Origin of the sequence: Mesorhizobium sp. BR1-1-16, assembly GCF_020165495.1 — a bacterium.
In the GTDB taxonomy this organism is placed as follows: domain Bacteria; phylum Pseudomonadota; class Alphaproteobacteria; order Rhizobiales; family Kaistiaceae; genus Kaistia.
The window spans coordinates 95,181-110,955 of record NZ_JAIUIE010000009.1 but is presented as its reverse complement, the minus strand read 5'-3'; the positions used below and the strand labels follow the sequence as shown (position 1 = coordinate 110,955).

The 15,775-nt window shown below is 65.1% G+C and carries 17 protein-coding genes and 1 tRNA gene; 16 read left to right on the top strand and 2 right to left on the bottom strand.

Features of this window, described 5'->3' with window-relative positions; genetic code table 11:
* Window positions 1-23: 23 nt before the first annotated feature.
* Together ribD and LB518_RS18155 are read left to right on the top strand one after the other, a co-directional pair.
* Entirely contained in the window at window positions 24-1,157 is a 1,134-nt protein-coding gene (gene ribD, locus LB518_RS18160; RefSeq protein WP_224579171.1) for a bifunctional diaminohydroxyphosphoribosylaminopyrimidine deaminase/5-amino-6-(5-phosphoribosylamino)uracil reductase RibD, read from the top strand.
* 2 nt (window positions 1,158-1,159) lie between these two features.
* Complete coding sequence (locus tag LB518_RS18155) at window positions 1,160-1,771, top strand: riboflavin synthase (protein ID WP_224579169.1); 612 nt, start codon at window positions 1,160-1,162, stop codon at window positions 1,769-1,771.
* Window positions 1,772-1,798: 27 nt separating this feature from the next.
* On the opposite strand, the gene LB518_RS18150 is transcribed toward LB518_RS18155, so the two are convergent.
* A complete protein-coding gene (locus LB518_RS18150) occupies window positions 1,799-2,494 on the bottom strand; it encodes an isochorismatase family protein (RefSeq protein ID WP_224579167.1) in 696 nt (231 codons plus the stop codon).
* 242 nt (window positions 2,495-2,736) lie between these two features.
* On the opposite strand from LB518_RS18150, the gene ribH reads away from it, so the two are divergent.
* The 5 genes from ribH (at window position 2,737) to LB518_RS18125 (ending at window position 8,206) form a co-directional block, all read left to right on the top strand.
* On the top strand, window positions 2,737-3,189 hold the full coding sequence (gene ribH, locus LB518_RS18145) for a 6,7-dimethyl-8-ribityllumazine synthase (RefSeq protein WP_224579165.1): 453 nt from the start codon (window positions 2,737-2,739) through the stop codon (window positions 3,187-3,189).
* A 1-nt stretch (window position 3,190) separates the two neighbouring features.
* On the top strand, window positions 3,191-3,721 hold the full coding sequence (nusB, locus tag LB518_RS18140) for a transcription antitermination factor NusB (RefSeq protein WP_224579164.1): 531 nt from the start codon (window positions 3,191-3,193) through the stop codon (window positions 3,719-3,721).
* A complete protein-coding gene (thiL, locus tag LB518_RS18135; protein ID WP_224579162.1) occupies window positions 3,714-4,709 on the top strand; it encodes a thiamine-phosphate kinase in 996 nt (331 codons plus the stop codon). Before nusB ends, thiL begins: the two co-directional genes overlap by 8 nt.
* Window positions 4,696-5,925, top strand: coding sequence for an MFS transporter (locus LB518_RS18130; RefSeq protein WP_224579160.1), 1,230 nt, complete (start codon window positions 4,696-4,698; stop codon window positions 5,923-5,925). The genes thiL and LB518_RS18130 overlap by 14 nt, the downstream gene beginning before the upstream one ends.
* 145 nt (window positions 5,926-6,070) lie before the next feature.
* Window positions 6,071-8,206: a sodium-translocating pyrophosphatase gene (locus LB518_RS18125; RefSeq protein ID WP_286198759.1), complete on the top strand. Its 2,136-nt coding sequence runs from the start codon at window positions 6,071-6,073 to the stop codon at window positions 8,204-8,206.
* Window positions 8,207-8,347: 141 nt separating this feature from the next.
* On the opposite strand, the gene LB518_RS18120 is transcribed toward LB518_RS18125, so the two are convergent.
* Window positions 8,348-8,860: an outer membrane protein assembly factor BamE gene (locus LB518_RS18120; RefSeq protein WP_224579156.1), complete on the bottom strand. Its 513-nt coding sequence runs from the start codon at window positions 8,858-8,860 to the stop codon at window positions 8,348-8,350.
* Window positions 8,861-9,090: 230 nt separating this feature from the next.
* Between LB518_RS18120 and LB518_RS18115 the strand changes: the two genes are divergently transcribed.
* The 9 genes from LB518_RS18115 to LB518_RS18075 all read left to right on the top strand — a co-directional run bounded on the left by LB518_RS18115 (window position 9,091) and on the right by LB518_RS18075 (window position 15,753).
* Window positions 9,091-9,639, top strand: coding sequence for a ubiquinol-cytochrome C chaperone family protein (locus tag LB518_RS18115; RefSeq protein ID WP_224579154.1), 549 nt, complete (start codon window positions 9,091-9,093; stop codon window positions 9,637-9,639).
* A complete protein-coding gene (locus LB518_RS18110; RefSeq protein WP_224579153.1) occupies window positions 9,639-10,175 on the top strand; it encodes a YceD family protein in 537 nt (178 codons plus the stop codon). The genes LB518_RS18115 and LB518_RS18110 overlap by 1 nt, the downstream gene beginning before the upstream one ends.
* A 121-nt stretch (window positions 10,176-10,296) precedes the next feature.
* Window positions 10,297-11,358, top strand: coding sequence for a phosphate acyltransferase PlsX (gene plsX, locus LB518_RS18105; RefSeq protein ID WP_224579152.1), 1,062 nt, complete (start codon window positions 10,297-10,299; stop codon window positions 11,356-11,358).
* Window positions 11,355-12,332 carry a beta-ketoacyl-ACP synthase III gene (locus tag LB518_RS18100; protein ID WP_224579151.1) on the top strand — a complete coding sequence of 326 codons (978 nt, stop codon included), beginning with the start codon at window positions 11,355-11,357 and terminating at the stop codon, window positions 12,330-12,332. Before plsX ends, LB518_RS18100 begins: the two co-directional genes overlap by 4 nt.
* Before the next feature lie 121 nt (window positions 12,333-12,453).
* Window positions 12,454-12,798, top strand: a complete 345-nt coding sequence (locus LB518_RS18095) for an integration host factor subunit alpha (RefSeq protein ID WP_286198755.1) — start codon at window positions 12,454-12,456, stop codon at window positions 12,796-12,798.
* Between the two features lie 65 nt (window positions 12,799-12,863).
* A complete protein-coding gene (locus LB518_RS24905) occupies window positions 12,864-13,691 on the top strand; it encodes a MerR family transcriptional regulator (protein WP_224579149.1) in 828 nt (275 codons plus the stop codon).
* 119 nt (window positions 13,692-13,810) lie between these two features.
* A tRNA-Pro gene (locus LB518_RS18085) sits at window positions 13,811-13,887 on the top strand.
* A 118-nt stretch (window positions 13,888-14,005) separates the two neighbouring features.
* Window positions 14,006-14,374, top strand: coding sequence for a YybH family protein (locus LB518_RS18080; RefSeq protein ID WP_224579148.1), 369 nt, complete (start codon window positions 14,006-14,008; stop codon window positions 14,372-14,374).
* A gap of 713 nt (window positions 14,375-15,087) precedes the next feature.
* On the top strand, window positions 15,088-15,753 hold the full coding sequence (locus tag LB518_RS18075) for an outer membrane protein (protein WP_224579147.1): 666 nt from the start codon (window positions 15,088-15,090) through the stop codon (window positions 15,751-15,753).
* The last annotated feature ends 22 nt before the right edge of the window (window positions 15,754-15,775 follow it).

The window sequence follows — 15,775 nt, the reverse complement described above, 5'->3', positions numbered from 1 at the left end:
GCACCGCCGCCGGAGGCCGCAGCGTGGCGCAGGGGATGATCGCTGATCCGGAGATGGACCGCAGGCTGATGGCCGCGGCGCTGCGCCATGGGCGCCGCAACCAGGGCCAGACGCATCCGGCGCCGTCCGTCGGCGCGCTGGTGGTCCGCTTCGAGGATGGGGCACCGATTGTCGTCGGCCGCGGGGTCACCTCGCCGGGCGGCGTCAGCCATGCGACGGAGATCGCACTTCTCGAGGCCGGCGAGGCGGCGCGCGGCGCGACCTTCTATACATCGCTCGAGCCTGCCATCCGCCATGGCGACGGCTATTCCGATACGGATGCGCTGATTGGCGCTGGCATTGCGCGGCTTGTCAGCGCGCTCGACGATCCTGACAGCCGCCGAACCCGGTCGGGCTATGCGCGCTTGCGCGAAGCTGGCGTCGGCGTGACGGCCGGCGTGCTCGGCGAGGAGGCGCGCCGGCAGCATGCGGGCTTTGTCAGCGTCGCGACGCTCGGCCGGCCGCATGTGACGCTGAAGCTCGCGGTCTCGGCCGATGGTATGATCGGCCGCAAGACCGGCGAGCGCATGCTCGTCTCGGGTCCCGAAGCCTTCCAGCGATTGCAGATGATGCGCATCGAGGCCGACGCCTCGCTGATCGGCATCGAGACGGCACTCGTCAACGATCCGAGCCTCGTCGTGCGCGCTGCCGGTCTCCGCGCGCTCTCTCCCATCCGCATCGTGCTTGACCGCGACGCGCGGCTCGGCACGGCCTCGGCCCTTGTGAAGAGCGCCAGCGAGACACCGCTGTGGCTGCTGGTCGGTCCCGAGGCGGATGCCGGTGCCACGGCAGCACTCGCATCGGCCGGCGTGAGCGTGCTGCCAGTGGGCGGCGGCTCCGGCGGGCTCGACATCCATGCCGTGCTGAAACTGCTCGCCGAGAGGGGCATAACGCGGCTCCTGGTCGAGGGCGGCGCGCGCGTTGCCGCCACGCTGGTTTCGAACGGCCTCGCGGACGAAGTCGTGCTGTTCCGCGCGCCGGTCGTGATCGGGCTTGATGGTGTCAGAGCATTGGCCGGCGGCGCCATGTCGGCCATCGAGCGCAGCCCGCGCTACCGAATCATCGAGGACGCGCGGCTCGGCGAGGACCGCATGATCCGCTACGAAAGGACCAACTGACGATGTTCACCGGGATCATCACCGATGTCGGCACCGTGACCGCGATCGAGCGCCGCAACGACGTCAACCGCATCACGATCGACAGCGCCTATGACCCGGCGACGATCGCGATCGGCGCCTCGATTGCCTGTTCAGGCGTTTGCCTGACGGTCATATCGCTCGATCCGAAAGTCGAGGGCGGCACGCTGTTCGACGTCGAGGCCGCGCCTGAGACGCTGGCACTCACCGAAGTCGCGCATTGGGGCGAGGGCACGCGCATCAATCTCGAACGCTCGCTGCGTCTCGGCGATGAGCTCGGCGGCCATATGGTGTCCGGCCATGTCGACGGGCTCGCCACGATCGTCAGCCGCGAGGATCTCGGCGAGACGACGCGGTTCGTGTTCGAGGTGCCGCATGCCTATGCCCGCTTCATCGCCACCAAGGGATCGGTCGCGCTCGATGGCACGTCGCTGACCGTGAATTGGGTCGAGGGCGATCGTTTCTCCGTGCTGCTGATCCCGCACACCCTGCACGAGGACGTCACCACCTGGGGTTCCCGGAAGGTCGGCGACCGCATCCATCTCGAGATCGACCAGATGGCACGCTATGTCGCCCGGTTGACGGAAGCGGCCTGACGGCCGTCGATCACGAATGCGCCAAGCCTAGAGCGTGACCGGCACCGGCTGCTCGATGAAGCCGATGACAGTGTCGGTATCCATGACGTCGGCGAAGATCGTCACCATGTTCTTGAGCGCTGCATTGTGATCGGCGTCGTTCAGCGCCGAGGTGGCGTCCGAGACGAAGATCACCTTGTAGTTCAGCTGCATGGCATCGCGCGCTGTCGCCTCGCAGCAGCAATTCGTGACGGTGCCTGAGATGATCAGCGTGTCGATGCCGCGTTCGCGGAGTATCGACTGCAGCGGAGAGGCGCCCGGGAAGAAGCAGGAATAGCGGTTCTTCTCGATAACGATATCGGAGGCGCCGACCGCGATGGCGGGATAGAGCGCCTGACCATGCGTGCCCGGGCGCAGGATCGCCTTCACATTGGCGGAACGCCGGTCGCCGCAGAAATAGCGCAGCCAGATCGTCCAGTTCTGCTCGAAATCCTCGTCCATCACCATGCGGGTGAAGATATTGACCCCGCCGGCCGCGCTGAGGGCAGCCGAAATGCGATTGATGTTGTCGACTGTCTCGCGCGATTGCGGAACCTCGAGTTCCATGCCCTCCTCGAGAAACGCGTTCTGCATGTCGATGACGAGATGAGCCGTGCGGGCGGGGTCGATGTCCGAAAAGACATGATCGACGCCGCGCCAATCGCGCACCAGCTCGAGGGCATCGTCAATGTCAATCGTATGCATGGAGGGGCTCCGGTTCTGGGCGGTGGCCGCCGCAGCAGGTTTCGATGCCGGAGAGGATTGATAGAAGCGCGCGGGCGGTCAAGCACGTCCGTCATGGGCGTCGCCGGCCACCCCGCTTCGAGAGAGAGTGGCCCGATGCCCATCGAGCCTGCGTCATCCCGCCTTCGGCCCTGATTTTTGCTTTACAGCCTGGGGGCGCGCATGGTTCACCTGCCGACCATTCAGAGCCAGAAAGATCCCTCATGAGCGAAGCGTCGCCGCACCTTCTCGTTATCGATGCCCGTTTTTACGAAGATATTTCGGACGAGCTCTTCTCCGGCGCCAAGCAGGCGATCGAGAGCGCCGGCGCGACATTCGACCGGGTCTCGGTGCCGGGCGTGCTGGAAATTCCGGCTGCGCTGTCGATGGCGCTCGCGTCCATGGAAGATGGCGAGAGGGATTATGACGGTTTCGTCGTGCTCGGCTGCGTCATTCGTGGCGAGACGTCCCACTATGACATCGTGGCCAACGAATCGGCGCGCGCCATCATGGACATGGCGGTGATCGAGGCGCTGGCCATCGGCAACGGCATCCTCACCGTCGAGAACGACGCACAGGCCTATGCCCGCGCGCGCGTCGCCGAGAAGAACAAGGGCGGCGCTGCGGCCGAGGCGGCGCTGGCGATGATTGCGCTCAGGCGCAAGTTTGGTCTTTGACATGACGCCGACCGACAAGGCGCCGGCGGAGCGGACCGTCCGCCCCGCCAACCAGCGGGGCGTCGCCCGTCTCGCCGCGGTCCAGGCGCTCTATCAGATGGATGTCGGCGGCGCGACGCTGACCGAAGTCGTGGCCGAGTTCGAGAATTTCCGTCTCGGCAAGGAAGTCGACGGCGACCAGTATCGCGACGCCGACGCGGCGTTCTTCCGCGACATCATGGCCGGGGTGGTGCGCGAGCAGCGCAATCTCGATCCCGCCATCCATACGTCGCTTTCCGCCGACTGGCCGCTCAGCCGCATCGACGTGACGCTGCGGGCGATCCTGCGCTGCGGCACCTATGAACTGGTCGGTCGGCGCGACGTGCCGGCGCGCGTCGTCATCACGGAATATGTCGATGTCGCGCGCGCGTTTTTCGGAATCGGCGACGAGATCAGGCTGGTCAATGCCGTTCTCGACACGGCCGCCCGCCGTTTGAGACCCGACGAGTTTCCCGGCGAGGGGCCCGACCGCCAAGGCCAGAGGAATGGCTGAGGATAAGGCGCGGCCGGGCGAGTTCGACCTGATCGCCCGCTATCTTCGCCCGCTCGCCGATGATCCGGCCGCGCTCAATCTGACCGACGATGCGGCGGCTTTCACGCCACCGCCCGGCGCCGATCTCGTCCTGACAAAGGACATGGTCGCGGCCGGGATTCATTTCTTTCCCGATGATCCGCCCGCTTCGATCGCGCGCAAGGCGCTGCGCGTCAATCTCTCCGATCTCGCCGCCAAAGGCGCGCGGCCCCTCGGCTATCTGCTGGGTCTGGCGTTGCCCGCCGACTGGACGGCGGACTGGATGGCGGACTTCGCCGCGGGTCTCGCTGCGGACCAGCAAGCCTTTGGCATCACGCTGCTCGGCGGCGATACGGTCAAGGCGCCAGGCGGGCTGACCCTCTCGATCACGGCCATCGGCGTTGTTCCTTCCGGAACGATGATACGCCGCGCCGGCGCGCGAGTGGGCGATGTGCTGCTCGTCTCCGGAACGATCGGCGATGCGGCGCTCGGGCTTCGTCTCCGTCTAGGCACGATCGATGGCGCTCCGGCAGGCGCGGAGGCGGCTCATCTGCTCGATCGCTATCTGCATCCGCAGCCGCGCACGGCGCTGGCGGAAGCGGTTCTTCGCCATGCCTCTGCCGCGCTCGACATTTCCGACGGGCTGGTCGGCGATCTCGGTCACATGCTGAAGGCTTCTAGCGTCGGCGCTCGAATCGAGGCAACCCGCCTGCCGCTGTCGACTGGGGCCCGCGCGCTGGTCGCGGCCGAGCCGTCGGCGCTTGCCAGCGTGCTGTCCGGCGGCGATGACTATGAAATCCTCGCCAGCGTTCCGCGCGATCAAGTCGAGGCTTATCGCCAGGCCGCTGACGCTGCGGGGATTGCCGTGACGCCGATCGGCGAGATCGTGGCGGGAGCCGGACCGGCCCTCGTGGTCGGAAGCGATGGCGTGGCGATACGGCTGGAGCGCGCCTCGCATGACCATTTCTGACGTCGCCCCGGCGGAACTCGACAGCGCGGTCCGGCGCAATTCGTTCGTTCTCACCGCCGCGACCGCCTTTGGCGGCTCGATGATGCCGATAGCGGTCGCCTTTGGCGGTCTCGCCGGCAGCTACCTGCTCGGGTCCGACAAGTCGCTCGCCACCGTGCCGGTCACCGCGCTGACGGTCGGATCGGCCCTCGCCACCATCCCGGCGGCGATCCTGATGGCGCGGATCGGCCGACGCATCGGCCTGATGCTCGGCGCCGTGCCGGCCATTTTCGGCGGGTTGCTGGCCGCCTATGCGATCGTCGCGGGGATGTTCTGGCTGCTCGCCTTCGCCTGCCTCTTCATCGGCATCTCTGCCGCGTTCAACCAGCAATATCGCTTCGCGGCCGTCGACGCTGGCGGCGAGCGGGCCCGCACGCGGGCGCTGGCGCTGGTCATGGGGGGCGGCGTCCTCTCCGCCGTGCTCGGGCCGCAGGCAGCAATCGCGACGCGCGATCTGTTCAGCCCGATCCCGTTCGCTGGCGCCTACGTGGCCATAGCGGTCTTCGCATTTCTCGCGGTTCTGGCCGTCAGCCGCTTTCGCGATCTCGTGACGCCGCATCCGCGCGGCAGCACGCATGATCGCGGCCGCCCGCTGACGGAGATCGCGCGGCAGCCGCGCTTCGTCGCGGCAGTGCTCTGCGGCGTCGCCTCCTATGCGATGATGACATTGGTCATGACGGCGGCGCCGATCGCGATGGTCGGTTGCGGCCTCAGCCAGAGCGATGCGGCGCTCGGCATCCAGTGGCATGTCATCGCCATGTTTGCGCCGAGCTTCTTCACGGGGCGGCTGATCACCCGCTTCGGCAAGGACAGGATCGTCATCGCCGGGCTCGGACTGCTCTCCGCCTGCGCGATCGTCTCGATCGCCGGACTGACCGTCTGGCACTTCTGGGGTGCACTCGTCCTGCTCGGGCTCGGCTGGAATTTCGGCTTCATCGGCGCCACCGCGATGCTCACCGAGACCTATCGGCCGGAGGAGAAGGGCAGGGTCCAGGGACTGAACGACTTCCTCGTCTTCGCCGTCTCGGCATGCGCTTCGCTGCTGGCCGGGCTGCTGATCGGCGGGCCGGGCTGGGGCTTCATCAACGGGATCGTCTTCCCCGTCGTGGCCCTCGCGCTCGGCGCGCTGGCGCTTGCCGCGCTGACGCGCCGGACTTTCCCATCGCCCGCACCTTGACCTCCGCCCAAACCCGTTCTCAACTCTGATTCCAAGGGGATCGAGCCGGGAGGAACGGTGCTTTTTCCCCTTGCAGTTTGGGCCGGCCTGACGCGCGAGCGCCAGCAGAAGATGCCGGGCAGGGAGGAATGAGGACGTGATTTATCTGATCATTCTATGCGCGCTGGTGGCTCTCGCCTATGGCGCCTGGGCGACGCAGTCTGTGCTCGCCGCCGACGCCGGCTCGGCCCGGATGCAGGAGATCGCCGCTGCGATCCGCGAGGGCGCGAGCGCCTATCTCAGGCGGCAATATCTCACCATCGCAATTGTCGGCGTCGTCATCTTCATCGTCGTCGCGTGGCTCTTGTCGCTCACGGTCGCGATCGGTTTCGCGATCGGCGCGATTCTCTCGGGCATCACGGGCTTCATCGGCATGAACGTTTCGGTTCGTGCCAATGTCCGCACCGCGCAGGCGGCAACCAAGAGCCTCGCCGAAGGGCTCGAGATCGCGTTCAAGTCAGGCGCCATCACCGGCATGCTGGTCGCGGGGCTCGCCCTGCTCGGCGTCGCCGTCTACTATCTCGTGCTGACCAGCTTTGTCGGCTATCAGCCAAACGACCGCATCGTCATCGATGCGATGGTCGCTCTCGGCTTCGGCGCCTCGCTGATCTCGATCTTCGCCCGCCTCGGCGGTGGCATCTTCACCAAGGGCGCCGATGTCGGTGGCGATCTGGTCGGCAAGGTGGAAGCCGGCATTCCAGAGGACGATCCGCGCAACCCGGCCACGATCGCCGACAATGTCGGCGACAATGTCGGCGACTGCGCCGGCATGGCGGCCGATCTTTTCGAGACCTATGCGGTGACGCTGGTCGCCACCATGGTGCTCGCGTCGATCTTCTTCGCCGCTTCGCCGATGCTACCCTCAATCATCCTCTTCCCGCTCGGCATCGGCGCCGTCTGCATCCTGACCTCGATCGCCGGCACATTCTTCGTCAAGCTTGGCGCCAGCCAGTCGATCATGGGCGCGCTCTACAAGGGCTTCATCGCCTCCGCGCTGCTGTCGATCGTCGGCCTCGCGATCGCAACCCAGTTGTTCATCGGCTGGAGCGAGATCGGCACGGTAGGCGGAGCCAGCATCACCGGGCTCAACCTGTTTTTCTGCGGTCTCGCCGGTCTCGCCGTCACCGGCGGCATCGTCTGGATCACCGAATATTATACCGGCATCGGGTATCGGCCGGTGCGCTCGATCAGCCAGGCTTCCGTGACGGGTCACGGCACCAATGTCATCCAGGGCCTTGCCGTCTCGCTGGAGGCGACCGCGGTTCCGACGCTGATCATCGTCGTCGGCATCATCGTCACCTATTCGCTGGCCGGCCTGTTCGGCACGGCGATCGCCGTCTCGACCATGCTGGGCCTTGCCGGCATGGTGGTTGCGCTCGATGCCTTTGGCCCGGTGACCGACAATGCCGGCGGCATCGCCGAAATGGCGGGCCTGCCGAAGGAAGTGCGCAAGTCGACCGATGCACTCGATGCTGTCGGCAACACCACCAAGGCGGTCACTAAGGGCTATGCGATCGGCTCGGCCGGCCTTGGCGCGCTGGTGCTGTTTGCGGCCTACAATTACGACCTGACCTACTTCATCGCGGAGGCCAACAAGGAGGGAGCGACGGCGTTCCAGTACTTCAAGGGCGTCATTCCCGACTTCACGCTGTCCAACCCCTATGTGGTGGTTGGCCTGCTGCTCGGCGGCCTCATCCCCTACATCTTCGGCGGCATCACCATGACGGCCGTCGGCCGGGCTGCCGGCGCGATCGTCGAGGAAGTCCGGCGGCAGTTCCGCGAAAAGCCGGGCATCATGGCCGGGACCGACAAGCCGGATTACGGCAAGGCGGTCGACATCCTGACCAAGGCCGCAATTCGCGAGATGGTCGTGCCGTCGCTGCTGCCGGTGCTCGCGCCCATCGTCGTCTATTTCGCGATCTACTGGATCGCGGGCAAGAGCGAGGCGTTCTCGGCCGTCGGCGCCATGCTGCTCGGCGTCATCGTCACCGGCCTTTTCGTCGCGATCTCCATGACGTCAGGTGGCGGCGCCTGGGACAATGCCAAGAAGTCGTTCGAGGATGGCTTCACCGACGCCAATGGCCAGACGCACTACAAGGGTTCCGACGCGCACAAGGCCTCGGTAACCGGCGACACTGTCGGCGATCCCTACAAGGACACGGCGGGACCCGCGGTCAATCCGGCGATCAAGATCACCAACATCGTCGCGCTGCTGCTCCTGGCGGTCCTCGCGCATCACTGACGGGATACCGGGGCCGCAAGGTCCCGGATCTCCCGCCTGAGGGCTGTCCGCGCCGCTGCGCTCGTGATCGCAGCAATCGGCAGACACAAAAAAGCCCTCGGCGATGCTCGCCGAGGGCTTTCTGTTTCGGGCCGCGGACTATTATCCGCCGAACGGATTGTTGGCGCCGACGCCGAGGGCGCCGGTCAAGACCTGCTCGAGGAAGGCCTGGTCCTTGCCGCCGGTCGGCGTGGTCTGGGTGATGAATTCGAACACCTTGCCGTCCTTCAGGCCGTAATCGGCGACGCGCTCGATGTTGCGGTCCTTGTCGAAATAGATGGCGAGCACGCGCTGATCGACGATCTTCTGATTCTGGAAGGCCACACGGCGCACGCGGGTCTGCGAGATGTAGTACCAGACATCGCCGCCGAACTCCGCCGTCGTCGACGGTGTGCCGAGAACGATGCGGACCTGGTCCTGACTGGCGCCGACCGGGATCTGCTCGAGGGCATTGGGCGGCGGGACGAAACCCGAATGATAGGTCTCGTTCAGGCCACCGGCGACATTGGTCTTGCAACCGGCAAGCCCGGCCGCCATGCCGACGGCAAGCAGCACGACTCCGACCCGGCCCACGCGGGCCATGTCAAACCGCTGGTCAGAAACGCCAAACCGCATTCTGCTCTCCTGGCACCATTCGCATGTCCGATCCGCGCGCGGACCGGCGACCGTTTCCGGTCTTCGCCAGCCCATCGAACGGGTTGGCAATCTCCCTAGCCTGCGCTAGGGCTCGTGACAATCGGCCTCGCCAATCGCGAGGCCCGCTTGCGGCAGCGCCCGAGAGACCCATTTTCGGTGGATCGGAAGCAATCCGGCTGCGGCCGGCCAGCCTTTCGGAGAACGAACCGGTGTTTCCACGACTGTTCGCGCGACGGCGCCGCAACGAAGCCATAGCATATTCCCTTTACGGCACCATCGTGGCGCAGGCGCGCCAACCGGCCTTCTATGCCGAATTCGGAGTGCCGGACACGCTGGACGGTCGGTTCGACATGATCGTCCTGCATGGGTTCCTGCTGTTTTACCGCCTGAAGACCGAGGATACGGACCATCGCCGCATTGGCCAGGACGTTTTCGACATCTTCCTGAAGGACATGGACCGCAACCTGCGCGAAATGGGCGTCACCGACATGGGCGTGCCCAAGAAGCTGAAGAAGATGGCCGAGGCTTTCTATGGCCGCGTCGGCGCCTATGATTCGGCGCTGACGGCTGGCGACACCGCTGCGCTTCGCGATGCGCTGGCGCGCAATGTCTTCCCCGATGGCGGCGGGGAGGGCGCGGCCTCACAGCTTGCTGCCTATGTCGAGGCCGCGGCACGATCGGCGGCGGCTCAGCCCGTCGATGCGATCCTAGCCGGGCGAATCGCCTTTCCCGAACTCTCCTCGCCGGAGGCTGCGTGATGGACCCGATACCCTTCAGTCGTCTCGTAGATGTTCGCCGCATCAACGAATCAGGTCGCACCGAGCGGATCACCGCCAATGCTGACGAGTGTGCGGCGATCAGCACCGCCTTTGGCATTCTCGGGCTTTCGAGGCTCGAGGCCGAGATCAAGATCAGGCCGTGGAACCGGGTCGGCCTCGAACTTGATGGGCGCCTGATCGCGGAGGCCGTGCAGGCCTGCGTCGTGACGCTGGACCCGGTTCCGGAACAGATCGACCAGCGCTTTTCGCTGACTTTCCTGCCGCCCGAAGCCCAAGCGGCTGATCCGAAGACGGTCGCCGAGGCCGAAGTGATCGTCGATGTCGATGCCGAGGACCCGCCCGATCCGCTGACCGGCAATACGCTCGACCTCGGCGCTATCGTGACGGAGCAGCTCGCGCTGGCGCTCGATCCCTATCCGCGCGCCGCCGGCGCCGACCTCGCGAAGGCGCTCGCCGAAGATGTGGATGGCTCAACTTCGCCTTTCGCGGCCCTCTCGCAGCTGAAGCGGGAATAGGTTTGCCTGCGACGCTCGGACCGACGGGGTTGTCTCTCCTCCCGAAACGGGTATTTTCCAGCGCCGTCCGCGCGCATCCGCCGACCCTTTCGCGACTGCTTCGAGGCTCTGAAAGACTGCCATGGTGAAAATAGCGATCGACGCCATGGGCGGCGATAACGGGCCGTCGATCGTGCTTGCCGGCGCCGATATCGCGCTGGTGCGCCGTCCCGATCTCGAATTTCAGCTGTTCGGCGAGGAGCCGGTCGTACGGCCGCTTCTCGATGCCTATCCGCGCGTCAAGGCGGTCTCGACCTTCACGCATTGCGAGATCACCGTCCAGATGGACGACAAGCCGAGCCAGGCGCTGCGCAAAGGCCGCTGGAAATCCAGCATGTGGCGCGCACTTGAGGCCGTGAAGAAGGGGGAGGCGGATGTCGCTCTTTCGGCCGGCAATACCGGCGCGTTGATGGCGATGTCTAAATTCTGCCTGCGCACCATGGCCGGGATCGAGCGCCCGGCGCTGGCAGCGCTCTGGCCGACGCTGCGCGGCGAGAGCGTCGTGCTTGATGTCGGCGCCACCATCAATGCCGATGCCCAGCAACTGATCGATTTCGCCATGATGGGCGGTGCCATGGCGCGTGCCCTGCTCGATGTCGAGCGCCCCACCGTCGGACTGCTCAATATCGGCGTCGAGGAGATGAAGGGGCTCGAGGAGGTTCGCGTCGCCGGACAGATCCTCAAGGAAGCCAATCTCGATCATCTCAATTATATCGGCTTCGTCGAAGGCGATGACATCGGGCGCGGCACCGTCGATGTGGTCGTGACCGAAGCCTTCGCCGGCAATATCGCGCTGAAGACGGCCGAAGGCACGGCTCGGCAGATTGCCTCTCATCTTCGCGATGCGATGAGCCGCACGCTGATGGGACGCATCGGCTATTTCTTCGCGCGCGGCGCCTTTCGCGAACTGCGCCAGAAGCTTGATCCGCGCGCTTCCAACGGCGCGGTTCTGCTCGGCCTCAACGGCATCGTCATCAAGAGCCATGGCGGCACCGACGGAGTCGGCTACGCCAACGCGATCGAGGTCGGCTACAGCATGGCCAAGAATGGCCTGCTGACAAAAATCAACCAGGACCTTGGCGATTATCACCGTGCGGGCTTCGCGCGCGACATCGCCGATGTTGTCATCGAGGAAGCCAAGTGAGTTTCATCCGTTCGGTCGTGCTCGGCTGCGGCAGCTATCTTCCCGAGCGCGCACTCTCCAATGCCGAACTCTCGACAATGGTCGAGACCTCGGACGAGTGGATCGTTCAAAGGACCGGCATTCGCTCACGGCATATCGCGGCGAAGGGCGAGCTGACCTCCGATCTCGGTACGGCGGCGGCCGTCGCCGCGCTGGCCGATGCCGGTCTTTCGATCGGCTCGATCGACATGATCATCGTCGCGACCTCCACGCCGGACGACACCTTTCCCTCGACCGCGGTCACGGTTCAGAGAAAGCTCGGCATGGAGCACGGGGCGGCCTTTGACCTGCAGGCCGTCTGCTCGGGCTTTGTCTATGCGCTCTCGACCGCGGACGCCTACATCCGCGCCAGCCAGGCCAAGCATGTGCTGGTGATCGGCGCCGAGACCTTCTCGCGAATTCTCGACTGGACCGACCGCACGACCTGCGTGCTGTTTGGCGACGGCGCCGGCGCTGTTGTCCTCGGGGCTTCGGTACAGGACGGCACGCGCGAAGATCGCGGTGTGCTCACGACGCATCTGCGCTCGGACGGTCGCCACCGCGAGAAGCTCTATGTCGACGGCGGACCATCTTCGACCGGCACGGTCGGCCATGTTCGCATGGAAGGCCGGGAAGTGTTCAAATATGCCGTTGGCATGATCACCGATGTGATCGAGGACGCCTTTAGCGCCACGGGATATGGCGCCGAGGACGTCGACTGGTTCGTGCCGCATCAGGCCAATATCCGCATCATCGACGGCAGCGCCAAAAAGCTCGGCATCGCCAGCGAGAAGGTTGTGCGCACCGTCGCCGACCACGGCAACACCTCGGCGGCCTCGATCCCGCTGGCGCTTTCGGTGGCGCGAGAGGACGGGCGGATCAAGCGGGGCGATCTCGTGCTGCTCGAGGCGATGGGCGGTGGCTTCACCTGGGGCTCGGCACTTGTGCGCTGGTAATGGGTCGTACTGAAAATCGTCTTGTTTCCCCGCGCGTTACCATGAAGGTCGTTGACCAGCCCCCGGTCCCGCAATAGGCTTCCAGCTTCGAGACACGGTTCTCGAATGCCCGGGGGAGAGGTTGGAAAACAGGACCATGGCAGGCAAGACGGTTACGCGCGCCGATCTTTGCGAAGTCGTCTACCAGAAGGTCGGGCTTTCGCGAACCGAGTCGGCAGAACTGGTTGAACTGGTTCTGGACGAGATCAGCGCGTGCATCGTCCGCGGCGAATCGGTCAAGCTGTCATCGTTCGGCTCGTTTATCGTTCGATCGAAGAGCGAGCGGGTCGGCCGCAATCCGAAGACCGGCGAGGAAGTTCCGATTTCTCCTCGCCGCGTGATGGTTTTCAAGCCGAGCAATGTGCTGAAGCAGCGCATCAATGGTACGCTTCTGCCGAACGGTCACGCGCCGGACGACGAAGCGTGAGCTGACGACCCGGCGACGACGTCCCGTCGCGCCGGCTGTGCAACTGAATGTCCGAGGGTCAGGCCTTGTCCAAGGGTCCCGATGCATTCCGGACGATCAGCGAGGTGGCCGAGGAACTCGACCTGCCACAGCATGTGCTGCGCTTCTGGGAAACGCGCTTCTCGCAGATCCGTCCGATGAAGCGGGGCGGCGGGCGCCGCTATTACCGGCCCGACGATGTCGACCTGCTGCGCGGCATCCGCAAGCTTCTCTATGGCGAGGGCTATACGATCAAGGGCGTGCAGCGCATCCTCAAGGAACAGGGCGCGCGCCAGGTCATCGTAGCCGGGCAGGGTGGCGAACTCGATCCCGCGCCGCCGGATCACCGCTTCGAACCTGAATTCGACAACGAGGTGCCAGTTGGTATCCTTGTTGACGAGAGTGACGCGGTGCGCGCGTCCGCGCCCGGCGGACGAACAGGGCGCGACCAGCGCCGCGAGCCGCAGTTCGGCGAACGGCGCGAGCCTGTTCTGACGGACCGGGCCGCGCCATTCGGCCGCGCCGAGGCGCATGCCGTGCCTGAGCGATCGGCGGAGCCCGATTTCGCAGCCATGCCGCAATCGCGGATTCCTGCGGCGCCGCCGGAGGAGCCCGATGAGGCGGAAGTCTATCTGCCGCCGCAGGCCGTGCAGCCAGCCCCGCCGTCGTCCTATCATAGTCCGGCGCAGGCGCGCGCCCAGCCGTTCGAAGGTCCAGCGATCCGCGCCTTTGCGCCGCCGACGGAGGACGACGACCGTCCGCCTTCCGGCCGCGCGACCGGCCTCGCCCATCTCTCCGACGACGACATGGACAGGCTTCAGGCAGCGCTCGTCGAACTGCTCGAATGCAAGCGTATTCTCGATCAGGCACGCTGAAGACGTGGATCGCGCGCAATAGCCGGTGACAAGGCGCTGAAAGTCGTGCTAACAGCGGCGCGTCGCTCGCGGCGGGCCAAGGCCCCGCCGTCCGGCCCAGCATCGGGCAGCCGCGACATCGGAGTGTAGCGCAGCCTGGTAGCGCACCTGTCTGGGGGACAGGGGGTCGTCGGTTCAAATCCGGCCACTCCGACCATTCTTTTCAAGCGAAGCAAATGCCCATCGATGGCACCGGGATTGTCCTGCGCCGACAGCGCTGTTGATTCTTCGTGCGTGTCGGCAGACGCTTTGCGAATAAGGAATGGGAGGATGCTATGAGTGAGACATCGACGGTCGAGGATTTCGTGGAACAGTGGGTCGCCGCTTTCAACAGCCGCGATCTCGACGCGCATATGGCGCTCTATACAGATGACGCCCTCCTGTTTGGCTCCGTCGATGTGCTGCATGCCGGACGCCCCGCCGTTCGGGGCTATTTCGCCGGGCGGCCGCCGGGCGTACGCGTCATGCGCTATCCGATGCCGACGGTCCTGCAGCTGGCGCCCGATGTCGTCGCGACCGCTGGACATGTCGACTTTGCCAATGGCGAAGATCCGATGCCTTATCGCATGACATGGATGTTGGTCCGACGGGATGGCGGCTGGCAGATCGCCCAGCACCATGGCTCGCCTCGATTTGGGGACTAGGGATACAGGCCGGGCCCGTGTGGATCGACCGCGCCCGAGTCTTCCCGGCCCGCTTCAAGCATAACGGTCGGGCGGATGTGAATGTCCTAACTAATTCCTAAGCCGCGGTGGCCGGCTTGGTATGCATCAAGTGCCGGGTCCGGCTACCGCGCCGGGTGGGTTTGGGACGTCAGCCGGATTCTTTCGGCGTCGCAGGCGCCGCGCTCACGCTCTCTCGCAGGAACGACGAGACGCGCCTGGACGCCGGAAACGCGGTGACACGTGCTCACGGCCGCGTGAAGCGGGATTGGTCACGCTGTTGTCGAAATGCCACGCGGCGGCGTCCATGATGCGTAAAAACGCAGGATTGCGGCCTTTTTCTTTAAGGTGCGAGCGCGCCGACCCTTGAATGGAAGGGTGCGGCGCCCTAATTCCCTTGGCGTAGGTCTGCGTTCCGACCGCGCGTAAGGCGGCCGTCTGGAACCTATCTCAATTTTGCCCGTTTTCAGGCCCAGAAGTCGCCCAGATCGGATTGGCTGCCGCCAGTCCGGTCTTAGTTGTTTGTTAGCTATACTTGTGGTCACTGTGAAGCACTTTAGCAACACTGTCAGACCGAAGCGCTAACCATCTCACATCGCTCTTGAAGGCCGCTGCGATGCGCGTATGTTTCAGTCCGAGGCCGCAATTCGCACGGGGGGTTGATAGGCCCAATGTGTAAAGATTGGAGATTTCAAATGAAGCGTGTTCTTCTTGCAGGTGTGGGTGTGCTGGCGCTGACCGCCGCAGCCTCCGCCGCCGACCTGACCATGGAGCCCGCTCCGATCGCCGCCGTGGTTGCTCCCGCAGCTTTTGATTGGTCCGGCTTCTATGTCGGTGTCCATGGCGGCGGCGCCTGGGGCGACTTCAGCACCAATATCTGGAGCGACGCGTTCGGTAATTCGAGCAGCGCCCTCGGCGGTGTCCAGGCCGGCTATAACTACCAGATCAATCAGATCGTCCTCGGCGTTCAGACCGATCTGGCCTACACGAACCTGAAGACGGGCCAGGACGTGATCCCGGGCATCGTCGGCATCAACGCAGAGCTGAACTGGCTCGGTTCGACCACCGTCCGTGCTGGCTACGCGATCGACACCTGGCTCCCCTACGTCAAGGGCGGTTTCGCTTACGGCGAGACGAAGGCCAACATCGACTCGCTGGTCTATTCGGGCTCGAAGTGGGCGACCGGCTGGACCGTCGGCGCTGGTCTCGAGAAGGCCTTCACGAAGAACATCACCGGCTTCGCCGAGTATGATTACTTCGATCTCGGCTCTGCTGCTTACGACATCAGCAACGCCATCGGCACGATCGAGCTGAAGAACACCTCGAACGTCGTCAAGGTCGGTCTGAACTACAAGTTCTGATCATCTGACACGTCAGTTGTTT